This window comes from Arthrobacter sp. (assembly GCF_031179385.1).
In the GTDB taxonomy this organism is placed as follows: Bacteria; Actinomycetota; Actinomycetes; order Actinomycetales; family Micrococcaceae; genus Arthrobacter_D.
On record NZ_JAPSHV010000033.1, the window covers coordinates 1 to 24520 of the forward strand.

At 63.3% G+C, this 24520-nt stretch carries 19 protein-coding genes; 14 read left to right on the plus strand and 5 right to left on the minus strand.

Translation table 11 applies throughout. The features are described 5' to 3' along the window. Positions 1-440 (minus strand): dTMP kinase (gene tmk / locus RIF85_RS06950; protein ID WP_309071204.1); only part of this gene is annotated, 440 nt, incomplete at its 3' end. A 195-nt stretch (positions 441-635) separates the two neighbouring features. Here tmk and RIF85_RS06955 point away from each other — a divergent pair. Next, positions 636-1784 carry an aminotransferase class I/II-fold pyridoxal phosphate-dependent enzyme gene (locus RIF85_RS06955; protein WP_309071189.1) on the plus strand — a complete coding sequence of 383 codons (1149 nt, stop codon included), beginning with the start codon at positions 636-638 and terminating at the stop codon, positions 1782-1784. Between the two features lie 9 nt (positions 1785-1793). Beyond that, positions 1794-2114, plus strand: coding sequence for a DUF2516 family protein (locus RIF85_RS06960; protein ID WP_309071190.1), 321 nt, complete (start codon positions 1794-1796; stop codon positions 2112-2114). 12 nt (positions 2115-2126) lie between these two features. Here the strand turns inward: RIF85_RS06960 and RIF85_RS06965 are convergent, their stop codons facing one another. Further along, positions 2127-2849, minus strand: coding sequence for a class I SAM-dependent methyltransferase (locus RIF85_RS06965; protein ID WP_309071205.1), 723 nt, complete (start codon positions 2847-2849; stop codon positions 2127-2129). 155 nt (positions 2850-3004) lie between these two features. On the opposite strand from RIF85_RS06965, the gene RIF85_RS06970 reads away from it, so the two are divergent. Further along, complete coding sequence (locus RIF85_RS06970) at positions 3005-3760, plus strand: phosphoglyceromutase (protein ID WP_309071191.1); 756 nt, start codon at positions 3005-3007, stop codon at positions 3758-3760. Positions 3761-3873: 113 nt separating this feature from the next. On the opposite strand, the gene phoU is transcribed toward RIF85_RS06970, so the two are convergent. Continuing rightward, complete coding sequence (phoU, locus tag RIF85_RS06975) at positions 3874-4533, minus strand: phosphate signaling complex protein PhoU (RefSeq protein ID WP_309071192.1); 660 nt, start codon at positions 4531-4533, stop codon at positions 3874-3876. Positions 4534-4706: 173 nt separating this feature from the next. Here phoU and RIF85_RS06980 point away from each other — a divergent pair, with 173 nt between their 5' ends. Beyond that, positions 4707-5957 (plus strand): ATP-binding protein, encoded by a 1251-nt coding sequence (locus tag RIF85_RS06980; protein WP_309071193.1) that lies wholly within the window; start codon positions 4707-4709, stop codon positions 5955-5957. Then, a complete protein-coding gene (locus tag RIF85_RS06985) occupies positions 5954-6634 on the plus strand; it encodes a response regulator transcription factor (protein ID WP_309071194.1) in 681 nt (226 codons plus the stop codon). Before RIF85_RS06980 ends, RIF85_RS06985 begins: the two co-directional genes overlap by 4 nt. A gap of 68 nt (positions 6635-6702) precedes the next feature. Here the strand turns inward: RIF85_RS06985 and RIF85_RS06990 are convergent, their stop codons facing one another. Continuing rightward, positions 6703-7242, minus strand: a complete 540-nt coding sequence (locus RIF85_RS06990; RefSeq protein WP_309071195.1) for a hypothetical protein — start codon at positions 7240-7242, stop codon at positions 6703-6705. A gap of 259 nt (positions 7243-7501) precedes the next feature. On the opposite strand from RIF85_RS06990, the gene RIF85_RS06995 reads away from it, so the two are divergent. The 6 genes from RIF85_RS06995 to glgX all read left to right on the plus strand — a co-directional run bounded on the left by RIF85_RS06995 (position 7502) and on the right by glgX (position 13987). Next, entirely contained in the window at positions 7502-7984 is a 483-nt protein-coding gene (locus tag RIF85_RS06995) for a CarD family transcriptional regulator (protein ID WP_056546372.1), read from the plus strand. A 118-nt stretch (positions 7985-8102) separates the two neighbouring features. Continuing rightward, positions 8103-8819 carry a 2-C-methyl-D-erythritol 4-phosphate cytidylyltransferase gene (gene ispD / locus RIF85_RS07000; RefSeq protein ID WP_309071196.1) on the plus strand — a complete coding sequence of 239 codons (717 nt, stop codon included), beginning with the start codon at positions 8103-8105 and terminating at the stop codon, positions 8817-8819. After that, entirely contained in the window at positions 8816-9328 is a 513-nt protein-coding gene (gene ispF / locus RIF85_RS07005) for a 2-C-methyl-D-erythritol 2,4-cyclodiphosphate synthase (RefSeq protein ID WP_309071197.1), read from the plus strand. The genes ispD and ispF overlap by 4 nt, the downstream gene beginning before the upstream one ends. Before the next feature lie 24 nt (positions 9329-9352). Beyond that, positions 9353-10801 (plus strand): cysteine--tRNA ligase, encoded by a 1449-nt coding sequence (gene cysS, locus RIF85_RS07010; RefSeq protein WP_309071198.1) that lies wholly within the window; start codon positions 9353-9355, stop codon positions 10799-10801. An 89-nt stretch (positions 10802-10890) separates the two neighbouring features. After that, positions 10891-11880 carry a 23S rRNA (guanosine(2251)-2'-O)-methyltransferase RlmB gene (gene rlmB / locus RIF85_RS07015; protein WP_309071199.1) on the plus strand — a complete coding sequence of 330 codons (990 nt, stop codon included), beginning with the start codon at positions 10891-10893 and terminating at the stop codon, positions 11878-11880. 16 nt (positions 11881-11896) lie between these two features. Continuing rightward, positions 11897-13987, plus strand: coding sequence for a glycogen debranching protein GlgX (glgX, locus tag RIF85_RS07020; protein ID WP_309071200.1), 2091 nt, complete (start codon positions 11897-11899; stop codon positions 13985-13987). On the opposite strand, the gene glgP is transcribed toward glgX, so the two are convergent. Then, on the minus strand, positions 13984-16593 hold the full coding sequence (gene glgP, locus RIF85_RS07025; protein ID WP_309071201.1) for an alpha-glucan family phosphorylase: 2610 nt from the start codon (positions 16591-16593) through the stop codon (positions 13984-13986). The two genes, glgX and glgP, sit on opposite strands and share 4 nt — an antisense overlap. Before the next feature lie 188 nt (positions 16594-16781). Between glgP and RIF85_RS07030 the strand changes: the two genes are divergently transcribed. Genes RIF85_RS07030 through glgB form a run of 3 tightly spaced genes read left to right on the plus strand, consistent with a single transcriptional unit; the run spans position 16782 to position 24228 of the window. Then, positions 16782-18797, plus strand: coding sequence for an alpha-1,4-glucan--maltose-1-phosphate maltosyltransferase (locus RIF85_RS07030; RefSeq protein ID WP_309071206.1), 2016 nt, complete (start codon positions 16782-16784; stop codon positions 18795-18797). Next, positions 18797-20563, plus strand: coding sequence for a maltose alpha-D-glucosyltransferase (treS, locus tag RIF85_RS07035; protein WP_309071202.1), 1767 nt, complete (start codon positions 18797-18799; stop codon positions 20561-20563). Before RIF85_RS07030 ends, treS begins: the two co-directional genes overlap by 1 nt. Continuing rightward, positions 20563-24228, plus strand: coding sequence for a 1,4-alpha-glucan branching protein GlgB (gene glgB / locus RIF85_RS07040; protein ID WP_309071203.1), 3666 nt, complete (start codon positions 20563-20565; stop codon positions 24226-24228). Before treS ends, glgB begins: the two co-directional genes overlap by 1 nt. Positions 24229-24520: the final 292 nt, after the last annotated feature.

Here is a 24520-nt window from a genome sequence, read left to right on the forward strand (position 1 = left end):
GCACTGGAGGTTCGGCGCCCGCGTCCTTCGACGTGGTCAACGTCCAGCAGCACCGTGAGGTCCGGGCGCAGTCCCTCGACAGCCCACATGTTGATATCCAGCACGCTGTCCGCACCCAGGCCCCGGCCCACGCCCTGATAAGCGACCGAGGAGTCGATGTACCGGTCACACACCACCACCTCGCCGCGCTGCAGGGCCGGCAGGATGACCTGATGCACATGGGCGGCGCGGGCAGCGGCGAAAATCAGGGCCTCAGTGCGGGCGTCAATATGGCCGTGCCCGTGTTCGAGTACGAGGGAACGAAGCTTTTCACCGATCTCCGTGCCGCCGGGCTCGCGGGTACGGATGACCGCATGGCCGTCCGCCTCAAGCGCTTCGGCAAGCCGCGTGGCCTGCGTGGACTTGCCCGCGCTGTCTCCGCCTTCGAACGCGATGAACATGCCAGCGGTGCGGCGGGGAGTCTGAGATGTCACTGGTTCAGCCTACCGACTTGCCCTGACGAACCGCGTTTCAACGGATGGTTCTGTGGATCACCGGGATCGAGCGGGCGCCCACAACCGCTGATCGCGCCAGAATCCGTAATAAGCGCCCGGTCGATGCAGGGACCGGGCGCCCGGACCAACTAACCTGATCGAATGACCCAGCACGCGAACCTTGCCCCGGATACGCTCACTGTGGCCGCAGGCCGCCCGCGGCGTGAGCACGATTCTCCTGTCAACCCGCCGATCGTGCTGTCGTCGACTTTCCACGAAACTGTTGCCCCCACGGGCAGCGACCGTATCTATGCGCGCATGTCCAACCCCACCTGGGATCCCTTCGAGGAGGCCCTTGCGGAGCTCGAGGGTGCTGCGCTGCCGGCACTGGCCTTCGCGTCGGGGCTGGGAGCTGCCGCGGCGGCCCTTTCGCTTGTTCCCACCGGGGGAGTAGTTGTCATCCCGCGCCACGCGTACGGTGGCTCCGTTTCGCTGGCGCTCGCCGAGGAGGCCCGCGGGCGGCTCACCGTTCGGCAGGTGGATGTCGCGGACACCGAGCAGGTGCTCGGTCAGCTTGAAGGCGCCGACATGCTGTGGCTCGAAAGCCCCACCAATCCGATGCTCGAGGTCGCCGAGACCGCTGTCCTCGCCGACGCCGCCCATGCCGTGGGCGCCCTCGTCGTCGTCGACAACACTTTCAACACACCGCTGGTGTGCCGACCGCTGGATTACGGAGCCGACGTCGTTCTGCACTCGGTCACCAAGTATCTTGCCGGCCATTCCGACGTCGTGCTCGGTGCACTGGTCACCTCCAACCCTGAGCTGCGTGACCAGCTGACGTCCTACCGCACGCTCCACGGGGCGATCGCCGGGCCGTTCGAGGTATGGCTCGCGCTGCGCGGACTGCGCACCCTTGCACTGCGGATGGAGCGCAGCCAGGCCAATGCGATGGAACTTGCGCGGCGCCTTGCCGGGCATCCCGCGGTCGAGCGGGTCCGCTATCCGGGACTTCCCACCGATCCGGGCCATAAGCGCGCCACCGCACAGCTCAAGGGCTACGGCGGCATCATCAGCATCGAGCCGGCTGGCGGACGGGAAGCCGCGGACGCCCTCGTGGAAGCGGTCCGCCTGTGGCTGCCCGCCACCTCCCTCGGTGGCGTGGAATCGCTGATTGAACGACGACGACGCCAGCCCGGGGAGCCGAAGACGGTTCCGGAAGCGCTGGTCAGATTGTCCGTCGGTATCGAGAACATCGAGGATCTCTGGGCGGATCTGGAAGCAGCACTCTCCTCCGCGCCGGATAACCGCTAGGCTGATTCCGTGGAAATCGTGCTGTTGACCGAGTTTTGGCTGTTCCGGGGTCTTGCCTTCCTCGCGCTCGGTATCGAACTGTGGGCGCTGGTCGACTGCGCGCAGCGCAAGCCGGCATCCTTCGAAGCCACGTTCAAGCGCACCAAGAGTTTCTGGTTGGGCATGACCGCAGGCGCTGCAGGCATCGGAGCGCTCACAGCCCTGTTCGGCGCCGCCGGACTGTTCGGGCTGCTGCAACTCGTTGCCATCATCGCGGCCTGCGTCTACCTTGCAGACGTGAAGCCGGCGGTCAGCGAAGTCCAGGGTAGCGGGCCGTACGGGCCCTGGTAAGCCTCGGCCTTCTTAGCGGGGCGCTACCGCATCCCAGGCGACTGTCACTTCTCCCAACCGCCACCTCGCCGGGCCGTCAAGAAGCGGCCAACCGGCGTCGCGCATGGACGTGCACATACGCAGCCAGCGTTGCCGGTTTCCGAATGATCGCAGCGGCGCTGCATCATGCCAGGCGCGATCCAGCGTCTGCAGGTAGTCGAATACCCGCTCCCCGGGAACGTTGCGGTGGATCAGCGCCTTGGGCAGCCTCTCGGCCACATCGGAGGGCACCTCGAAACCTCCGAACCGGAGGGAAATACTCAGCGACAGCGGTCCTTCCGGGGTGATCGCCGCCCACGTCGACCGTCGTCCGATCTCGTCGCAGGTCCCGTCGATGAACAGCCCGTTTGCGGATAACCGGCCGCGCACACGGTTCCAGTGCGCCAGATACTCTTCCTCACCGTACTGACGCAGTACGTTGAATGCGCGTACGACGACGGGACGCCGTCCGCCCAGCGGAACCTCGAATCCGCCCTGCACAAAGCTCAGGCCCGGGCGTGCAAGCGGAAGAGCTGCGCGGACGCGCTCAGGGTCGATCTCAACACCGACCACCTCAACATCGCCCCGGAGCGCCCGCAGGCGGGAGAAAAGTTCGACGGCGGTCACCGGCGTAGCGCCGTACCCGAGGTCCACCACCAGGGGATCATCAGCCCCGCGGATGCGCCACGCCTGGGGTCCGGTCAACCACCGGTCCATGCGCCGGAGACGATTGGGATTCGTGGTGCCGCGGGTGATCGCTCCAACCGGCTGTCCGGGCTTTCGTTCTGGCACCGTTCAAGGTTACGGGTAATGAAAGGTCCATCGGCTGCACTTCGTGTGCCCCTCATGCCCAAATACGGCAGACTTGAGCCATGACTTCTTACAAAGTGATCCTGCTGCGCCATGGCCAGAGCGAGTGGAATGAAAAGAACCTTTTCACAGGCTGGGTGGACGTGGCACTGACGGAACTGGGCCGCAAGGAAGCTGTGCGGGGCGGTGAGCTGCTGGTGGAACACGACATCCTGCCGGACATCGTCTACACCTCACGCCAGAAGCGCGCAATCATCACTGCGAACCTCGCCCTCGAAGCGGCAGATCGCAGCTGGATCGACGTCAAGCGCGACTGGCGCCTCAACGAGCGTCACTACGGAGCGCTGCAGGGCAAGGACAAGGCCCAGACGCTTGCCGAGTTCGGTGAGGAGCAGTTCATGGAGTGGCGCCGCTCCTATGACACCCCGCCGCCGCCCCTTGACGATTCCAGCGAGTATTCCCAGGCCAATGACCCCCGCTATGCGGACCTGGGCGAGAACGTGCCGCGCACCGAGTGCCTGAAGGACGTACTCGAGCGCTTCCTGCCCTACTGGGAGTCGGACATCAGCACGGACATCAAGTCCGGCAAGACCGTTTTGATTGCAGCCCACGGTAATTCGCTTCGTGCTCTCGTCAAGCATCTTGACGGCATCAGCGACGCGGATATCGCCTCGCTGAATATCCCGACGGGCATTCCTCTCGTGTACGAACTGGACGAAAACCTGAAGCCGGTCAAGGCCGGCGGTACCTACCTCGATGCCGACGCCGCCGCTGCCGCCATCGAGGCGGTCGCGAATCAGGGCAAGGCCAAGCACTGACTTCCTGCCGGTAGTGCTTCCACCCTGCACCGGGTGGAATCAAACCTTCACAACGACGACGGCCCGCCTCCTGGGGAAGGAAGCGGGCCGTCGTCGTTTGTCCGGCAGGTGGGTCAGTTGAGCGGAGCGCTGGGCTGCCACTCACCGGTGACGAGGTAGGTGACCTTCCGGGCAACAGAGACGCCGTGGTCGGCGAACCGCTCGAAGTAGCGGCTGGCCAGCGTGACATCCACGGTGGTGGGCGCCGAGGCGTTCCAGTCCGCTGCGGCAACCGCCTTGAACACCCCCGCATGAAGTTCATTGACCCGCGCGTTGTGGGCGTAGATTTCATTGCTCAGCTCAAGATTGCGGGTTTCGAGCAGCTCGGTCACCTTGCTGGCGATTGCGATGTCCAGCTGCGCCAGCTCGTTGAAGGTGGGCCGGATGCTTTCGGGGATGACATTCTCCGGGAAGCGAAGGCGGGCGAGCTGCGCGATGTGGCGGGCCAGATCGCCCATGCGCTCGAGCGATGCGCTCATCCGCAGCGCTCCCACGATCATGCGCAGGTCACTTGCGACCGGGCCCTGAAGCGCAAGCACGTCGATGGCACGCTCGTCGAGGTCGTTCTGCAGGAAGTCGATGCGTGCATCCGCGGCGATAACCTCCTGGGCCAACTCGGTATCAGCTCCCTCGAACGCCGTCGTGGCCTTCTGCATGGCCTCGGAAACCAGCTTCGAGATCTCGATGAGTTCTTCGCCGATCTGGTGAAGCTCCGCCTGAAAAACCTTACGCACGTGGGCGTCCTTTCCCTTTGAGGTACTGAACGGGCGCAGATGCGCAGTCCTGTCCAGCACGTTTTCAGCTGCCTCTTAACTGTTACGCACCTTTAGGTGAACGTTAGTTGAACCACTGGGCCAATGCCACCGGATCAGCAGGGTGCGGTGTAACCACGGCCTAAGCTAGATCCGTGGATCCTGTACTGCTGAGCCTCGTCGCCGGGCTGGTTGGCCTCGCTATCGGCGTGGCCGGCATCCTCGCCTTTCGGGCGAGCGAGGCGCAGCGCCGTGCGCGCCTGGATTCCGACGAACCAATTCTTCCCAAGGGCGCCGCCGATGTGCTGTCCGTCGTAGGGCGTGCCTACGTCATCGTGGACGCGATCGACGGCGTTGTCCGCGCCAGTCCCGCCGCCTACGCTTTCGGGCTGGTTCGGGGCCACACCATCGTGCACAGCGAGCTGCTCGAGCTCACTGCGCGCGTGCGGAGGGACGGCGTCATCGAGGAGCGCCAGCTGGAGCTGCCGCGCGGGCCGCTGGGTCAGGGAACCATCATCGTCCAGGCCCGCGTCGCCGCACTGGGCGAGGAGTACATCCTGATCCTGGCAGATGACCGCACGGAAATAACCCGCACCGAAGAGATTCGCAACGACTTCGTCGCGAATGTGTCCCACGAACTGAAAACCCCGGTGGGTGCCATCTCCCTCCTCGCCGAGGCGCTGGAGGATGCCGCGTCGGACGAGGTGGCTGTGCGCAGGTTCGCCCAGCGGATGCACAAGGAATCCGGCCGCCTGTCGGCACTTGTCCAGGACATCATCGAACTGTCCCGGCTGCAGGGAACGGATGTGGTCCGCCGCGGAAAGCCGGTCAACATCAACGCCGTGCTCGCGGAAGCAGTGGACCGCAACAAGCTCCCGGCGGAAAGCAAGCAGATCGAGATCGTGGTCGGCGGCACAATCGATGCGCCGGTTTTCGGAGACCCGGACCTTCTCATGACCGCCTTCCGCAATCTGATCGACAATGCCATCCGCTACTCGCCGGAGGGAACCAGGGTCGGTGTGGGTCTCCGCTCGCGGGACGGGCTGGCGCAGATTTCCGTGACCGACCAGGGCCTGGGCATCACGCCCGAGGAGCAGGAGCGGATCTTCGAGCGCTTCTACCGCATCGACGCGGCGCGCTCACGCCAGACCGGGGGAACCGGCCTCGGACTCAGCATTGTCAAGCACGTCGTTTCCAATCACGGCGGTGAAGTGACCGTCTGGTCCCAGCACGGTCAGGGCAGCACGTTCACGGTGCGTCTGCCGGAGATGGAAACCACGGACGACGACGCCGGCCTGGCACCCGCTGCCGGCACCGCCGGAGGCGCGCCCACCGGAAGCAAGAAGCACGAGAGTGTGCAGAGCACCAAGGGCAGGACTGCCCAGAATCAAGGAGTTGAAGCGTGAGCCGCATCCTGATCGTTGAGGACGAAGAGTCCTTCAGCGACCCCCTGTCCTATCTGCTCGGCAAGGAGGGCTTCGACGCCGTCGTCGTCGACAACGGACTTGATGCGCTGACCGAGTTCGACCGTGCCGGAGCCGACCTCGTGCTCCTCGACCTGCAGCTACCGGGCTTGTCCGGAACCGAAGTGTGCCGTCAGTTGCGCCAGCGTTCGAGTGTGCCGGTCATCATGCTGACGGCGAAGGATTCGGAAATCGACAAGGTCGTGGGCCTGGAACTGGGTGCCGATGATTACGTCACCAAGCCCTACTCCTCACGCGAACTTGTGGCACGGGTCCGCGCCGTTCTGCGCAGGCAGGGTGAACCGGAGGAGCTGATCTCCAGCACGGTGGCAGCCGGACCTGTGCGCATGGACGTGGAGCGGCACGTTGTCAGCGTCAACGGCAACCAGGTTTCCCTGCCGTTGAAGGAGTTCGAGCTCCTCGAGATGCTGCTGCGCAATTCCGGCCGGGTGCTGACGCGCGGCCAGCTCATCGACCGGGTGTGGGGGTCGGACTACGTCGGTGATACCAAGACGCTCGACGTCCACGTCAAGCGGCTCCGTGGGAAGATCGAGCCCGATCCGTCTGCGCCCCGGCACCTGGTGACCGTGCGCGGACTCGGGTACAAGTACGAGCCCTAACCCCAGAGGGAAGAGCGGGAACACAAAAGGCGCCGGTCATTTCCTGACCGGCGCCTTTTTCGTGGGTTTTAGTGCTCTTCTTCGGCGGCCGCTTCGCCGGCTTCCTCGGAAGGAGAGGGTTCCGGAGTAAATCCTCCGGGAACGTATTCGCGGTACTCCTCGAGGGTTCCGTCCAGAACCGGTACACCGAACGTGGCGGTCTCGGAGTTCACACTGAATTCGAGGTCAACCAGCGACCCGGGAACTTCACTGACGCCTTCAAGGGTGCCGTCGTCGTCGACCTCGTCCTCGAAGACGTACTTGTCGTTGGCTTCGATCGTGATCTGCGAGCTTTCGTTCTCGCCGTCGATCGTGACCTGGACCGGGGAGTCGGAGTCGTTGATCATGGTTCCGAGCAGTGTGCCCGGCTCGCCCTCACCGGAGGTGATGATCAGGATATTGCGCAGCTTGACCGGACCAACTGACTCGACGATTCCGTCGGAAGCCGCGTACTGGATAGTCGTGGCCTGTTCATTCACTGCTGAACAGCCGGTTGCTCCAAGGACAGCCAGCACAGCGGCACCGGCAGTGGTTGCCAGCTGTACTCGTTTCTTCGGGGCACTCTTCACGGCACAAACTCCTGTGGGTAGCTGGTCACGCGGACCGACGGATAACGCTAGGGAACAGCCTATCGGCAATGAGGGCGATTCTTGGACTTCGTTGAGCCTCCCTGACCGAACACAGTCCGTCGACATGCACCTAATCCGCCCCGCGTCAAGAGCGGAATGATAGCCAATTGATCGTCGATCCGCCCGCTGACCTGCGAAAACGCGTAATCGGCGTGTCGGTTTCGTGATAAACTGATCTGCGGGAAAGGGGATTATCCACATGGTTTTTGAGGTTGGCGAAACAGTTGTTTACCCTCACCACGGCGCTGCGAAGATCGAAGAGATCAAGATGCGCGTTATCAAGGGCGAAGAGAAGATGTATCTCAAGCTCAAAGTGGCTCAGGGTGATCTGACCATTGAAGTTCCAGCGGAAAACGTTGACCTCGTCGGGGTACGCGATGTTGTAGGCAAGGAAGGCCTTGAGCACGTTTTCGACGTACTCCGGGCGGAATTCACCGAAGAGCCCACCAACTGGTCGCGCCGCTACAAGGCAAACCTGGAGAAGCTCGCATCCGGTGATGTCATCAAGGTTGCCGAAGTGGTTCGGGACCTCTGGCGTCGGGATCACGATCGCGGATTGTCTGCAGGGGAGAAGCGGATGCTGGCCAAGGCCCGCCAGATCCTCATCTCGGAGCTTGCTCTGGCAGAGAAGACTGACGAAGAGAAGGCAGCCACAGTACTCGACGAAGTACTGGCTTCCTAGGAAGAAAAAGGACCGCGTTATCGCGGTCCTTTTCCTTTTCCGGTGCCTCTGCAGCGGACGTTTGCAGTTGATGCTTGCAGTGCGCAAGCGCCTCTGTTCCTTCGCGTAGGGTGAAGCTGTGTCTGAAGATCCCTCACGCGTTGGCGTGATCGTTGTCGCCGCAGGAGCGGGGGAGCGCCTCGGTCGAGGCATCCCCAAAGCGCTGGTTCAATGTGCCGGTCGCACGCTCCTTGAGCATGCGCTCCATGGCGTCCTGACCTCTGCAGTTGCTGCACACGTCACGGTGGTCGTGCCACGCGGGGACAGCCAGTTGCGCTCAATCGTTGCCGCTCAGACCCACCCCCAGGTCACCATGACAGCGGTCGACGGCGGCTCCAACCGGCCCGAATCGGTGCGAGCGGGACTGAACGCCCTGCCTCCCGATATCGACATCGTCCTCGTCCATGATGCGGCGCGGGCGCTCACGCCGCCCCACGTCTTCCGTGCGGTGGCGGCATGCGTGCGGAAAGGATCGGCCGCCGTCGTTCCCGGAATTCCGGTATCCGACACCATCAAGGTGGTGGAGGGAGATACGGTGACGTCTACTCCCGAGCGCGCCTTGCTCCGGGCAGTCCAGACGCCGCAGGGCTTCAACGCAGCAACACTCCGTACGGCACATGCAGATCCTTCGGCTGCCGCTTCAGCGACCGATGACGCGATGCTGGTTGAGATGCTGGGAATTCCGGTAACCCTGGCGCAGGGCGACCCTCTGGCGTTCAAGGTGACCACACCCCTTGACCTGACGCTCGCCGAAGCCATCCTCCAAGCACCCCAGTACGCCAAGGAGCAACAGTGACTACGAGTCTTCCCCGCACGGGTATCGGTGTGGACGTTCACGCATTCAGCCCGGAGGACCAACCGCAGCCCCTGTGGCTGGCCGGACTGGAATGGCCGGGCGAGCGCGGCCTCGCCGGGCACTCCGACGGTGATGCCGTTGCGCATGCGGCGGCAGACGCCCTCTTCTCGGCCTCCGGAACGGGCGACCTGGGAAGCAACTTCGGCACGGACCGGCCTGAGTACGCAGGCGCTTCCGGAATCACCCTGCTTGCGGAGGCTGCGCACATCGTGCGGACAGCGGGTTTCGAGGTCGGCAACGTTGCCGTCCAGCTGGTGGGAAACCGTCCCAGGTTCTCGCCGCGGCGGGCTGAGGCAGAGGCCGTCTTGTCAGAAGCTGTCGGTGCGCCGGTCACGGTATCGGCCACCACCACTGACGGACTGGGTTTCACAGGGCGGGGTGAGGGAATCGCGGCGATCGCGACCGCCGTCGTCGTGCGGGTGAACGGAGCAGACGCTGCCGGTGCGTGACCGCTGATTCGGTAGTCTGGATCGGTGAGCCTGAGATTCTATGACACCGCAACAGCAGAAGTCCGTGAGTTCACGCCCCTGACCCCAGGGGCCGCGCGGGTCTACTACTGCGGGGCAACCGTCCAGGGAATGCCGCACGTCGGTCACGTTCGGTCAGCCATTGCGTTCGATCAACTCACGCGCTGGCTCAGGGTGCGCGGCTATGCCGTCACCGTGGTCCGCAACGTCACCGACATCGACGACAAGATTCTCGCCAAGTCGAAGGCTTCCTTCGAGGAAGCGCCGGCGGATCCGGACGGGGTGCCCAACGAGGAGTGGTGGGCTCTGGCCTATCGCTACGAACAGGAATTCCTCAAGGCCTACGACACCCTCGGCGTCCAGCGGCCCACCTACGAGCCGCGGGCCACCGGGCACATCCCGGAGATGCACCAGCTCATCCAGCGGCTCATTGACCGCGGCCATGCCTACCCGGCGGCGGACGATTCCGGGGATGTCTACTTCGACGTGCGGTCCTGGCCCGCCTACGGCAGCCTGACCCGCCAGAGTGTGGATGACATGCAGGCGGCACCGGATGTGGAAGCGCAGTTCAGCAACCGCAAGCGGGACCCCCGCGACTTCGCCCTCTGGAAAGGCTGGAAAGAGGGGGAGCCGACGACGGCGGCCTGGCCCAGCCCGTGGGGAACCGGTCGCCCGGGATGGCACCTCGAATGCTCCGCGATGGTCACCAAGTATCTCGGCGCCGAGTTCGATATCCATGGCGGCGGGCTCGACCTGCGCTTTCCGCACCATGAGAACGAGATGGCCCAGTCTCAGGCTGCAGGTCACCCATTTGCCCGATTCTGGATGCACAACGGGATGGTGACCTACCAGGGCGAGAAAATGTCCAAGTCCGTTGGCAACACGATCAGCCCAGCCGAGATGCTGCAGCTCGCCACCCCACGGGTTGTCCGGTACTACCTTGGGCAGGCCCACTATCGTTCTGTGCTGGACTACCGGCCAACGTCGCTGCAGGAAGCCGCCGCCGCCGTCGAACGCATTGATGGGTTCCTCGCGAAGTCCGGCCACGCAGGTCGCCAAGCAAGCTGGCAGGACCTCCCCGCCGCCTTCGCTGAGGCGATGGATGACGACCTGAACGTTCCCCGCGCGCTGGCCGTTCTTCACGACACCGTACGAGCCGGCAATTCTGCGCTTGCCGACAAGGACGACCGCGCCGTTGCCGACGCCGCCGCCGCAGTCACGGCCATGACCGCCGCGCTCGGACTCGACGACGTCGGTGCCGCCCAGGGCACTGAGGACAGTCCGGAACACGCCGCTCTCGACGCGCTTATCAGGTCGCAATTGGCTGAGCGGGCAGCAGCCCGGGCCGGCAAGGACTGGGCCCGTGCGGACGCCATCCGGGACGCATTGTCCGGCGCCGGCGTCGTGGTCGAAGACTCTGCCGACGGCGCGCGCTGGAGTCTCGCGCGGGACTGACTGTCCGAGGGTTTCAGTCAGGGAAAGGGAAGGGCGCCCGCCCGCGTAAACTGGGAACACGCAAGTCCTCTACCTGAAGGTGTTTCCCCATGGCCAACCACGGACGTCCTGGTGCTATCCGCAAGACCAAGAAGGGCCCCACCACAGGCACCGGCGGACACGGACGGAAAGCCCTTGAGGGCAAGGGGCCAACGCCGAAGGCTGAGGACCGCCCGTATCACAAGGCGTACAAGAGCAAGCAGCTCGCAGAACGTTCCGCTGCCAAGCGGCTGGCGGGCAAGGCTGCCGCCGGGCGTGCAAGGTCCAAACCCGGTGAGGAATACGTCACCGGTCGCAACGCGGTAGTCGAGGCACTCCGCGCCGGCATCCCGGCCAAAGCGCTGCATGTGGCGATCAGGATTGACGTGGATGATCGGGTCCGTGAATCCCTGAAGCTCGCGACTGAGCGCGGGATCCCCCTGATGGAAACGGGCAAGCCGGAGCTGGACCGCCTGGCCGACGGCTCCGTTCACCAGGGACTGATGCTGCAGATTCCGCCCTACGAGTACGCGGACGGGCTGGACCTTGCCAGGGAAGCGATCGCCAAGTGGAAGAAGGGGCACATTGCCCACGCTCCGCTCTTCGTCGCACTGGACGGGATCACCGACCCTCGAAATCTTGGCGCCATCATCCGGTCGGTGTCGGCCTTCAGCGGCCACGGCGTCATCGTGCCCGAGCGCCGCTCGGTCGGCGTCACAGCCTCCGCGTGGAAGACCAGCGCCGGTGCGGCTGTGCGTGTTCCCGTGGCCCGCGTCGGCAACCTGAACTCCACGCTCAAATCCTTCAAGGATCTGGGAATCTTCGTTCTGGGTCTCGACGGCGACGGCGACATCTCGCTGCCGGCGCTCACCCTCGGTTCCGAACCGGTCTGTCTGGTCGTCGGATCGGAGGGCAAGGGCCTCTCCCGGCTCGTGCGGGAGAACTGCGACCAGATTGTCTCCATCCCGATCGACTCGGCCATGGAGTCGCTGAACGCGTCGATGGCCGTTGGTATCAGCCTCTACGAGATCTCGCGCCAGCGAGCCGCAGAAGCGCGTTAGGAAACGAATCTCCTTCATGAGCCTGACCACCGAGATCGCCCAACGTTCCCAAGCGTTCCCACTGGGAGTTCGTCGGTGTTCCGGCAGCCAGCCGGAGCTCTTCAATGTCGCTGTCTACGCACCTGATCTGGACGCGGTGACGCTGCACTTCCAGGACGCCAACGGTGAGTGGAACTCCGCCGCTCTGCCTGAGCTGACTGACGGTGTCCACCATGGGCTGGTGAAGGGTCTGGGCGGGTCCTTGCGGTATGCGTTCTGGCCTACCGGAGTGGCACTGCCTGCGGGGCCGGGCACTTCCCAGTTGCTTCTTGACCCCTACGGCCGCGCCATTGATACGTTGCAGGCGGGCGAGCGGCCCATCTACTTCTCGGTTGTGGTGGACCACGAGTTCAACTGGGGTTCATCCCGCCGCCCGGACACCCGCTGGCGCGACACCGTGATTTACGAGGCTCACGTCAAGGGACTGACCCAACTGCATCCCGACGTGCCTGAGGAACTGCGGGGCACATATGCCGGGCTCGCCCACCCCGCCATGATCAAGCATCTCCTTGATCTTGGAATCACCGCGGTCGAGCTCCTGCCGATCCATTTCCATATTGACGAGCCGCATCTCGCTCCGCTCGGTTTGAATAACTATTGGGGCTACAACACGCTCGGCTTCTTCGCGCCCCACCCCGAGTACGCTACGAAGGCTGCCCGCCGGGCCGGCCCGAAAGCCGTCCAGGACGAGCTAAAGGGCATGGTGCGGCTCCTCCATGAGGCAGGGATCGAAGTGATCCTCGACGTGGTCTACAACCACACTGCCGAAGGCCCGCAGGGCGGACCTGCGCTGTGCTGGCGTGGTCTGAGCGAGCTGAAGTACTACCGCCACCACGACGACGGCCGGTATCTCGACACCACCGGTTGCGGAAACACGGTCAACTTCACCGAACCCCGTGTCATCCAGTTCGCGTTGGACTCGCTGCGGTATTGGGTGGACGAGTTCGGCATTGACGGGTTCCGCTTCGACCTTGCCGTGGCGCTTTGCAGGGATGAAGCCCATCACTTCACGCCGAGGCACCCGCTTTTGATCGCCATCGCTGCCGACACGGTCCTGAGCGGAGTGAAGCTGATCGCCGAGCCCTGGGACGTTGGCTACAACGGCTGGCAGACCGGCAATTTCCCGCAGGGTTGGGCCGACTGGAACGACCGCTTCAGGGACACTGCGCGCGACTTCTGGCTGGGCGACCAGGCCGCCCTGGCTGATGGTCGCCGCGCGGGAACTGTCGCCCGGCTTGCAAGCTGCCTGGCAGGCTCGGCCGATGTGTTCGCCCGTTCCGGGCGTACAGCCGTGTCGTCAATCAACTTCGTCACAGCCCATGACGGTTTCACGCTCGCCGACCTCACGGCCTATAACCGGAAGCACAACGAGGCCAACGGCGAAGCCAACCGTGATGGTCACAATGACAACCGCAGTTACAACCACGGTGTTGAAGGCCCCACGGAGGAGGAGAGGATCCTTGAGGCCCGGGCGCTCTCCGCCCGCAACCTGATGGCCACTCAACTCCTCGCGCTTGGTGTCCCCATGATCACGGCCGGTGACGAATTCGGCCGCACGCAGCTCGGCAACAACAACGCCTACTGCCAGGACAACGAGATTGCGTGGGTGCACTGGAACCAGGACGACGCCGCGCACACCATGCTCACCGCCACCCGAGAGCTGCTGCGCATCCGGCGGGAGTTCCTCAGCGAGCAGCCCGCCGGATATCCGGCACGGGAGGACACCTCCTACCTCCTGTGGTTCAACCCGCACGGGGAGCCAATGGCGCAGGAGGAGTGGTCAGACCCGGAGTGCCGCACAGTCCAGCTGCTGCTGGGATCACCCGACGGCACCCTTGACGGCCTGATCGTTGTCAACGGCCACCTTGAGGACCGCCCGGTGATCCTTCCGACGGTGGCGGCCCTCAAGAAGCTTGGCGCCGGCGAGTGCGGCAACCAGTCGTTCGAGCTCCGGTTCAGCACCGACTCCGCCAACGGAAAACGCCGCGGTGCCCGTCTCCTTGCGGGAGAAACAGACACCGCGGCGTCGAACTCGATTACCGTTTACCGCGCCCAGGAACGCGCCTAGGCGTTCACCACGAGGCCCAGCTCGGCCTTGGATGCGAGGCTCTCGTGCTGCGGGAGTACCCGGACGGTGTATCCGAAGGACCCTGAGTGATCGATGACGATCTCGCCGCTGAACAGGAACCGGCCGCGGCCGAGGTCCTCTGATACCCGAAGTTCGGCCACGGCGACTTCGCTCAGGTCGTCGTTCTCGGATGCGCGCCCGTGAACCACTTCCACGCTCACGTCATCCGGTCCAAGGCTTCCCAGCGAAACGTAGGCGTTGACCGTCAGCGAGTCTCCGATCTGCGGCTCCTCCGTGACGCCGAGGGAGTCGACGTGCTCAACCTGCACCGCAGACCAGCCGTCCTTGATCTTCGACCGCCATGAAGCCATGTGCCGGGCCGAACTGTAGCCGTCCTGCACGGCGAGCCGTCCGGAGCGGCACGCGGGCTGGTATAGCTGCCCCACGTAGTCCTGCAGCATCCGTTCGGCAGACACAGCCGGTCCCAGTTTGGCCATGGTGTGCTTGATCATCGCGACCCACTGATGGGGGACGCCGTCGTTCGATGAAGCGGACGGACCGGCCGCCCCGGCGGACGGGTGTGCGGTGCTGTAGAAGCGGGGTGCCACCTGTTCCTCGATGAGGTCGTAGAGTGCCGCCGCCTCAATGTCGTCCCGCTCATCAGCCGACGCACCGTTGTTGGCCGTCGGGATGGCCCAGCCGTTGTCGCCGTCGTACATCTCATCCCACCAGCCGTCCAGCACGGAGAGATTGAGCCCACCATTGATGGCCGACTTCATACCCGACGTGCCACAGGCCTCAAGCGGTCTGAGCGGATTGTTCAGCCACACATCGCACCCCGGGAAGAGCGTGCGGGCCATCGCGATGTCGTAATTCGGCAGGAAGACAATGCGGTGGCGGACTTCGGGATCGTCCGTGAACCGAACCAGATCCTGAATCATGCGCTTGCCCTGCTCATCGGCCGGGTGTGATTTGCCGGCGATCACCAACTGAATGGGATTCGTCGGGTGCAACAGGAGTGCCTTGAGCCGGTCAGGATCGCGAAGCATCAAGGTCAGGCGCTTGTAGGTGGGCACGCGGCGGGCGAATCCGATGGTGAGCACGCCCGGATCGAGGACATTATCCGTCCATGCGAGCTCGGCGTCGGCCGCACCGCGCTTCTTCCATGAGGCCCGTAGCCGGGAGCGGACGTCGTCGATCAGGTTGGAACGCATGATGCGACGCAAACGCCAGATATCCGCATCCTCGACGTCATACACCCGCGCCCACTGCGGGTCGAGGACGGACTCCGCGCCGAAACTTTCCCGAGCGAAGTCGGCGATCAGCGGGTCAACCCAGGTGGGAACATGCACGCCGTTCGTGACCGACGTGATGGGGACCTCGCGCGAGTCAAATCCCGGCCAGAGCCCTGCGAACATCTCCCGGGAGACCTCGCCATGCAGCTTTGCGACGCCGTTGGCGCGCTGGGCCAACCGCAGCCCCATGACTGCCATGTTGAACTTCGACGCGTCTCCGCCCTCGTAGTTCTCCGCGCCGAGTTCGAGGACGCGCTCGATGGGAACGGACGGCGCCAGGCCGGCATCAAAGAAATGCTGAATCTGTGCGCGTTCGAAGCGGTCAATTCCGGCAGGAACCGGCGTGTGAGTGGTGAACACCGTGGAGGCGCGGCCCGCGGTAAGGGCTTCCTCCCAGGACATCGGCTGCTCGTTGGAGGAGTCCATCAGCTCGCGGATGCGCTCGATGCCCAGGAACCCGGCGTGGCCTTCGTTGGTGTGGAACACCTCCGGCGCCGGAGATCCCATGAGCCGTTGGAAAATGCGTAGTGCCTTCACTCCGCCCATGCCCAACAGGAGTTCCTGTTGGAGACGCTGATCCCCGCCGCCGCCGTACAGGCGGTCGGTGACGTTGCGGGCGGCCTCGTCATTGCCTGGAACGTTCGAGTCCAGGAGCAGCAGGGGGACACGCCCGACGTCGGCACGCCAGATATGCGCACGCAGCTCGCGACCATTGGGTAGGGGGAGGACGACCGATGCGGCGGTTCCATCCTCTTCACGAAGGAGGGTAAGGGGGAGGCCGTCCGGATCGAGGACGGGATACGTCTCCTGCTGCCACGCGTCACGGGAAAGGGATTGCTTGAAGTAGCCGGCCTGATATAGCAGACCGACGCCGACGAGGGGGACACCGAGGTCAGATGCTGCCTTGAGATGATCACCGGCCAGGATCCCCAGTCCGCCCGAATACTGGGGAAGCACAGCGCTGATTCCGTATTCAGGTGAGAAGTATGCGATGGACTTTGGTGCGTCTTCACCGAGGGACTGATACCAGCGGGGCTCGGTGAGGTAGCGGTCAAGGTCTTCACCCAGATCCTGAATCCGGGCCACCAGTTCCTGGTTCGCTGCAATCTGCTGCAACTGTTCGCGGGTGACGGACCCGAGGAACTGAACAGGATCATGGCCGCTGGCTTCCCATGCCTCAGGATTGATGTCGTGGAAGAGGCGCGCAGTCGGCAGATGCCAGGACCAGCGCAGGTTGCCGGCCAACTTGCCCAGGGGAGCAATGCTCGACGGAAGAACGGTACGGACAGTAAACCTACGGATTGCCTTCACGATGGGTACGTTAGCGCACATTCCGGAGCCGGAGTACGTCCTGCGCCCTCATGTGCGTAAACGCTTGCAATGTGACACGCAACACTCCTGCTGTTTAGGAAGTCGCCTTAGCAATCTCGCCCAATAATGGATAACGTCTAGCTGTGACCACTTCAAGCGAGGCGACACGAACAAGGGCAGGCGCATCCATGGGCGAAGATTTGCGGTTTGGACGAATACCCATCACCAAGGTGTCCCCGGTGGTTGAGGGAGGGCTGTTTCCCTCGAAGGCCATTCCGGGTTCCGACGTCGTCGTAGGAGCGACCGTATTCCGTGAGGGACACGACCAGCTCGGTGTGTCAGCGGTGCTGCTCGACCCCGCAGGGGCAGAAGTGCAGCGCACTCGACTCACTCCCCTTGGGATGGGCACAGACCGTTACGAGGGTCTTCTGCGGCCAACCGGCGTCGGACTCCACTCCTTCCGGATCGAGGGCTGGAGCGATCTCTATGAGACCTGGCACCACAACGCCACCGTCAAAATCGATGCCGGCGTCGACGTCGAGCTGATGCTCGAAGAGGGCGCTGTGCTCTTTTCCGAAGAATCCTCATCACGGCCGGACGCGGAGCGGAGACTGTTCCTCGCGACCGCAGAGCGGTTGCGCAACCGGGAACTGCCGATCGACGAACGCCTTGCCGCCGGGCACTCCGCCGACATCCGCGCAGCGATTGAGCGCGAGCCCCTGCGGGCGCTCGTAACACCCTCGCGGGCCTACCCCATCCTGGTCGAGCGGGAGGCCGCGGGCCGGGGCTCCTGGTACGAGTTCTTCCCGCGTTCAGAGGGTGCCAGGTACGATCCGTCAAACGCGCAGTGGACCTCAGGCAACTTCATCACCGCGGCGGAGAGGCTGCCCGCCGTCGCGCGTATGGGGTTCGACGTCGTCTACCTTCCGCCGATTCATCCGATCGGCACGACCCACCGCAAGGGACCTAACAACACCCTGAACGCCGGGCCTGGCGACCCCGGGTCGCCCTGGGCGATCGGCGCACCGGAGGGCGGCCACGACGCGATCCACCCGGATTTGGGCTCCTTCGACGATTTTGATGCCTTCGTGCGCCGAGCCAACGAGTTGAACCTGGAAGTAGCGCTGGACCTTGCGCTACAGGCTTCCCCTGATCACCCCTGGGTCACCGAGCATCCGGAATGGTTCACGACCCGGGTGGACGGTTCCATCGCTTACGCCGAAAACCCGCCGAAGAAGTATCAGGACATCTATCCGATCAACTTCGACAACGACCCCGAGGGCATCTACAACGAAGTGCTCCGGATCGTCCTGCTGTGGGTAAGCCACGGAGTACGCATCTTCCGTGTGGATAACCCACACACCAAGCCCGTGCAGTTCTGGGAATGGCTGATCGCGAAGGTGAACAGCAAGCACCCGGACGTCGTATTCCTGGCCGAGGCATTCACCCGGCCGTCCATGATGCATGCTCTGGGTCGCGCGGGGTTCCAGCAGTCCTACACCTACTTCACCTGGCGCAACACCAAGACCGAGTTGGAGGAGTACTTCACCGAGGTGAGCCGGGAGACAGCCGCGTTCTTCCGACCCAACTTCTTCGTGAACACTCCGGACATCCTGACCGAGTACCTGCAGTACGGCGGGCCGGCTGCGTTCAAGATCAGGGCGGTGCTCGCCTCCATGGCCAGTCCGCTGTGGGGCGTCTATTCGGGCTATGAGCTGTATGAACACGTCGCCCGTCCAGGTGCCGAAGAGTACATCGACAATGAGAAGTTCGAGTACCGACCGCGTGACTACGAAGCCGCTGAGGCGCAGGGCCGAAGCCTCGCGCCCTTCCTGACAAGGCTGAACGAGATTCGCCGCTCTCATCCGGCTCTGGGTGATCTTGAGAACCTCACGGTTCACAGCAGCACCGACGACGCCACAGTCGTCTTCTCCAAGCACAAGGAAGGCCTCGGAGACGACGGTCAGGGGAAAGACACGTTGATCGTCGTCGTCAATGTCGACCCCCATAGTGCCCGCGAGTGCACCGCTTCGCTCGACCTGAGTGCTCTGGGGCTGGGGGAAGGCGATTGGAATGAGGACGGCACCTTCTGGGTGGATGACCTCATCACCGGTCAGAGTTGGCAGTGGGGAGCCCACAACTATGTCAGGCTGGATGCCCACGTGGAGCCAGCACATATCCTTTCCGTCAGGAGGACGCGTTAGTGGCGAACCCGTTTCAGCTACATGCCCCGGGCCTTGCCCATGATCCGCACTGGTACCGCAAGGCCGTGTTCTATGAAGTCCTGGTGCGCGGCTTCGCCGACGCCAACGGGGACGGGTCAGGCGACTTCACGGGCCTGATCGACAAGCTCGACTACCTGCAGTGGTTGGGTGTCGACTGCCTTTGGCTGCCGCCGTTCTTCAAGTCTCCGCTTCGTGACGGCGGGTATGACATCGCGGACTACTACGATGTGCTCGACGAGTTCGGAAGCCTGAGCGACTTCAAGCGCCTTGTCGCTGAGGCCCACGCACGCGGCGTGCGCGTCATCATCGACCTTCCGCTGAACCATACGTCGGACAAGCATCAGTGGTTCGAGGAGTCGCGGACTGACCCGGACGGGCCGTACGGCGACTTCTACGTCTGGAGTGATACGGACGAGAAGTACCAGGACGCCCGCATCATCTTCGTGGACACTGAGGAATCCAACTGGACCTTCGATCCGGTGCGCCGGCAGTTCTTCTGGCATCGGTTCTTCAGTCACCAACCGGACCTGAACTTCGAGAACCCGAAGGTCATCGAGGCGCTCTTCGATGTCGTGCGGTTCTGGCTGGATCAGGGAATCGATGGTTTCCGTGCAGACGCGATTCCGTACCTCTTCGAGGAAGACGGCACGAATTGCGAAAATCTGCCTGCAACGCACAAGTTCCTGAAAGACCTGCGGGCCATGGTTGACGAGAACTACCCTGGGCGCGTGATCATCGCGGAGGCCAACCAGATGCCCGACGAGGTGGTTGAGTACTTCGGAGATGAAGAGGGCGCCGAGTGCCACATGTGTTTCCACTTTCCGATCATGCCGCGGCTCTTCTATGCCCTTCGGGATCAGAAGGCTGCACCGATCATTGAGACGATGGCGGAAACTCCGGACATTCCGGCTGGCGCTCAGTGGGGCACTTTCCTCAGGAACCATGACGAACTTACCCTCGAGATGGTCACCAACGAGGAGCGCGAAGCCATGCTCGGGTGGTATGCCCCCGATTCCCGGATGCGTGCCAACATCGGCATCCGGCGACGGCTTTCGCCGTTGCTGGACAACTCCAGGGCCGAGGTCGAGCTCATTCACGCCTTGCTCCTTTCCCTGCCGGGAAGTCCCTTCCTGTACTACGGGGATGAGATTGGAATGGGCGACAACATCTGGCTTGAGGACCGAGATGCCTCACGTACACCGATGCAGTGGAACCCGGACAGGAATGCCGGGTTTTCCACGGCTGATCCGGGAAAGCTTTACCTTCCGGTCGTGCAGTCGCTTGTGTACCACTACAACCACGTGAACGTTGAGGCGCAGCTTGCGAGCTCGAGCTCGCTGTTGCACTGGATGCGTCAGATGCTTGCCGTACGCCGGTCGCATCCTGCTTTCGGCCTCGGTTCCTACCGGAACGTGCCCACCGAAGCCGAGCCGGTTCTCGCCTTCATCCGAGAGGTCGCGCCGGGTAACGCAGAGGGCGAGCAGCCTGAGGTCATCCTGTGCGTCTTCAACCTGTCCCAGCATCCGGTTGCCGCCCGCCTCCACCTGCCTGAGTATTCAGGCAGGGGTTTGCGTGACCTCTTCGGCGGCACTCCCTTCCCGGCATTCGCTGAGGATGGCGACCTCACGCTGACGCTGGGCAGCCATGACTTCTACTGGTTGCGCCTGCGCTCGGCAAGTTCCAATGTCGCGTCTCCAAATACCGAAGCCATCCCCGTAATCCCTATTTCGGAGGCAGTAAAGTAATGGGCACATCGACGTCACCTCTTCCCGACCTCCTCACAGCCTGGATGCCTGGTCAGCGTTGGTTCCCGTCGAAGGGCAGGGATATTTCCCTGAGCCGCGCAGGCGGAATCCGGTTGGAGGATCCTGCAGGCAAGGTGGGCCTTGAGGTCCACATCGTCGCGGTGGAGTCGGGACGAAGGCTCGACGTCGTCAACGTGCCGCTTACCTTCCGGGCGGAGCCTCTCGATGGAGCTGAAGCCGCGCTTATCGGTGAAACAGAGCATGCGGAGCTTGGGCGCCGGTATGTCTATGACGGCACCCACGACCCGGTGTTCATCTCAGCGTGGCTGGACCTGATCCGCTCTGAAGCCGGGACAGGCGACGGTCGGACCACCGCGACAGCACTCGGCGGCTTCGAGTCCACTGACGGAGTATCGCCGTCGGACGACATCTCTGTCTTGGGCGGCGAGCAGTCGAATACTTCGGTTGTCATCTCCTCGGGCAAGACGCCGATGATCCTGAAGTTCTTCCGGGTTCTCGCAGCAGGTGAGAGCCCGGACGTACTGGTGAGCGCGAAACTCACCGACGCCGGCTCCACGGATGTTCCACAGACATTCGGGTGGGTCATGGGTAGCTGGCAGGACGGACGGTCCGACGGGGAGTGGGTCACCGGCCACCTCAGTGTCCTTCGGGAATTCCTGCCTGGCAGCAAGGATGCCTGGCGGCAAGCCATCACTGCGCTGGAAGGAGGGCAACCGTTCACCACGGAAGCCGGTGAACTGGGCCGTGTCATTGCCCGGATTCACACCCAGCTGGCCGGGGCCTTCGGAAGCCGCCCGGCAACACAGGTGGAAGCAGGTGAGTTCCGTGAGTCGCTTGCCAGTCGCATCGAATGGGCCTGGCGCGAGGCGGGGTCAGCAGTGGGACCGTTCGATGATCAAATCCGGGCGATCATTGACGAGGTCAAGGGACTCCAGGAACTGCCGGAACTGCAGCGCATACATGCGGATCTCCACCTTGGACAGATCCTCGCGACGCACGACGGAACCTGGCTGGTCCTGGACTTCGAAGGCGAACCGCTGCGCCCTGCAGCTGAACGCAGCGTGCCGGATGTCCCGGTCCGCGACGTCGTCGGGCTGGTTCGCTCGCTTGAATATGCAGCCGGAGTCGGCGTCCATGAGGGCGCGGTGAAGTCGTCCTCCGCTGAGCTGTGGGCCACGGAATCCGTGGCCGCGTTCCTCGACGGCTATTCCGAAGAGGCCGGAACAACAGTGAACCGAGCAAGCACCCTGTTCCGCGCGCTGTGGCTCGACAAGGCGCTCTATGAGGTGGTGTACGAATTGAGAAACAGGCCGGATTGGTTGGACGTTCCCGTCTCCGCAGTCCGGAGGATGCTCCAGGGCGGTACCTCCGCCGAGGAACAGGCAGACGGCCGCAACATCCCTGAAAAGGAGAGTGAGACGGCAGTGGACCAGAATAAGACAACAGCAGAGGCTCCCCTCGGAGGGCCGATCCCGGTGAATCCGGAAGTCCTTCAGCAGGTTTCCGATGGTCGGTATTACCAGCCCCATGCAGTCCTGGGAGCGCACCTCGATCAGCACGGGCATGTAACTGTCCGTACCCTTCGCAAGCTTGCGGAGAAAGTCACCGTGGTGACCGGCTCCGGGCGGGTGGAGCTCAGTCACGAACACAACGGTGTGTGGGTCGGCATCCTGGAGCCGGAGCGCCCCGGGCATGTCCCGGACTATCGTCTGGAGGTCGTGTACGACGGCGTTCCCCAGTTGGTGGATGATGCCTACCGCTTCCTGCCCACCCTTGGCGAGATCGACATTCACCTCATCGCGGAGGGCAGGCATGAAACCCTGTGGACCGCGCTCGGCGCACACGTTCGCCGCTATTCATCTGCCCTCGGGGACATCTCGGGAGTGAGCTTCGCGGTGTGGGCACCGAATGCACAGTCTGTGCGCGTCAAGGCGGACTTCAACGGCTGGAACGGGTCAGTCCATGCGATGCGTTCTCTTGGTAGTTCCGGGATTTGGGAACTCTTTGTCCCGGGAGCTGAAGCCGGTGCCTGCTACAAGTTCGAGATCCTCGGTCAGGACGGTCAGTGGCGGGAAAAGGCTGATCCGATGGCAAGGGGTACCGAGGTGCCTCCGCTTACCGGGTCCCGGGTGGTGGAGTCCCGTTACACCTTCCAGGATGACGCGTGGATCGAGGAACGCAGTTCGAAGGATCCCCACAACGGTCCGATGAGCGTTTACGAGGTCCATCTCGGGTCCTGGCGCCTTGGACTCGACTACAAGCAGCTTGCAGAAGAGCTGGTCGAGTACGTGCAGTGGCAGGGGTTCACGCATGTTGAGTTCATGCCGGTCGCCGAACACCCCTTCGGCGGTTCATGGGGATACCAGGTCACGTCGTATTTCGCGCCGACAGCGAGGTTCGGTCACCCGGACGACTTCAAGTACCTCGTGGACAAGCTTCACCAGGCGGGTATCGGCGTCATCATGGACTGGGTGCCGGCGCACTTCCCCAAGGACGAATGGGCACTCGCTCGCTTCGATGGAAACACCCTCTACGAGCACGGCAATCCCCAGCTGGGTGAGCACCCCGACTGGGGTACGTTGATCTTCGACTTCGGTCGGCGGGAAGTGCGCAACTTCCTCGTTGCCAACGCTTTGTACTGGCTGGAGGAGTTCCACATCGACGGACTGCGTGTCGACGCAGTCGCCTCGATGCTGTATCTCGACTACTCGCGCCAGGAGGGCCAGTGGCAGCCCAACCGGTTCGGCGGCCGCGAGAACCTCGAGGCGATCTCGTTCCTGCAGGAAGTGAATGCCACCGCCTACAAGCGTGTGCCAGGCATTGTGATGATCGCCGAGGAATCAACAGCGTTCGACGGCGTCACCCGGCCCACGTCGCAGGGTGGACTTGGTTTTGGCATCAAGTGGAACATGGGCTGGATGCATGATTCGCTCCAGTACATCGCCGAGGATCCAATCAACCGCATGCACCACCATGGGAAGGCAACTTTCTCCATGGTGTACGCCTACACCGAGAACTTCCTGCTTCCGATCAGTCATGACGAGGTTGTGCATGGCAAGGGTTCCTTGCTCAGGAAGATGCCCGGTGACAGGTGGCAGCAGTTGGCCAACGTGCGCGCATATCTTGCCTTCCAATGGGCGCATCCCGGCAAGCAGCTGATCTTCATGGGCACGGAGTTCGCTCAGGAGTCGGAATGGTCGGAGCAGCACGGCCTTGATTGGTGGCTCTCGGACACCATCCCCCATAAGGGAGTGCAGCAGCTTGTACGTTCTCTGAACGAGATCTACCGCAATACGCCTGCCCTCTATGTGCGCGATAACGATCCGGCTGGCTTCCAGTGGATCGACGAGAACGACGGCGCTCACAACACGCTGTCTTTCGTGCGTTGGGACACCCAGGGTAACCCGTTGGTCTGCATCGCCAATTTCTCCGGCGCTCCACACGAGAATTACCGCGTCGGTATGCCGTGGGCGGGTGAGTGGGCCGAGGCCCTCAACACAGATGCCGAAGCCTATGGCGGCTCGGGCGTCATCAACTCGGGCGCGGTTCAGGCGGTGGAGGGAGCCCAAAACGGACTTCCGGCCTACGCGAATCTGCGGGTGCCGCCGCTCGGCGTCGTGTACCTCACGCCTGCGCAAAGCTAGGTCTCGCGGACGCTCAGGACCGATTTTTCAGGCACCCGATGGACGGATTTACATCCCGACCATCGGGTGCTAGTGTTTATATCCGCGCCGACGAAGACCTCGGGTTCGGCCCAACATCCACATCCTGAAGATTCAGATCAGTTCTGAACGCCAGGAAGCGTGTTTGAAGGGTGGATTTGACGGGGTGGGGTTTGGTGGGTAAGTTAGAAAAGTTGCTCCGGAGCGATGATGCGGCCTTGAGGGTTGTGTTTGGTGCCGGGTGCTTCTGTTGTTTGAGAACTCAATAGTGTGC

Coding starts and splice junctions, on each gene's coding strand:
- RIF85_RS06955 (WP_309071189.1), top strand. CDS start 636: ATGACCCAGCACGCGAACCTTGCCCCGGATACGCTCACTGTGGCCGCA.
- RIF85_RS06965 (WP_309071205.1), bottom strand. CDS start 2,849: ATGGACCGGTGGTTGACCGGACCCCAGGCGTGGCGCATCCGCGGGGCT.
- RIF85_RS06970 (WP_309071191.1), top strand. CDS start 3,005: ATGACTTCTTACAAAGTGATCCTGCTGCGCCATGGCCAGAGCGAGTGG.
- RIF85_RS06995 (WP_056546372.1), top strand. CDS start 7,502: ATGGTTTTTGAGGTTGGCGAAACAGTTGTTTACCCTCACCACGGCGCT.
- rlmB (WP_309071199.1), top strand. CDS start 10,891: ATGGCCAACCACGGACGTCCTGGTGCTATCCGCAAGACCAAGAAGGGC.
- glgX (WP_309071200.1), top strand. CDS start 11,897: ATGAGCCTGACCACCGAGATCGCCCAACGTTCCCAAGCGTTCCCACTG.
- RIF85_RS07030 (WP_309071206.1), top strand. CDS start 16,782: ATGGGCGAAGATTTGCGGTTTGGACGAATACCCATCACCAAGGTGTCC.
- glgB (WP_309071203.1), top strand. CDS start 20,563: ATGGGCACATCGACGTCACCTCTTCCCGACCTCCTCACAGCCTGGATG.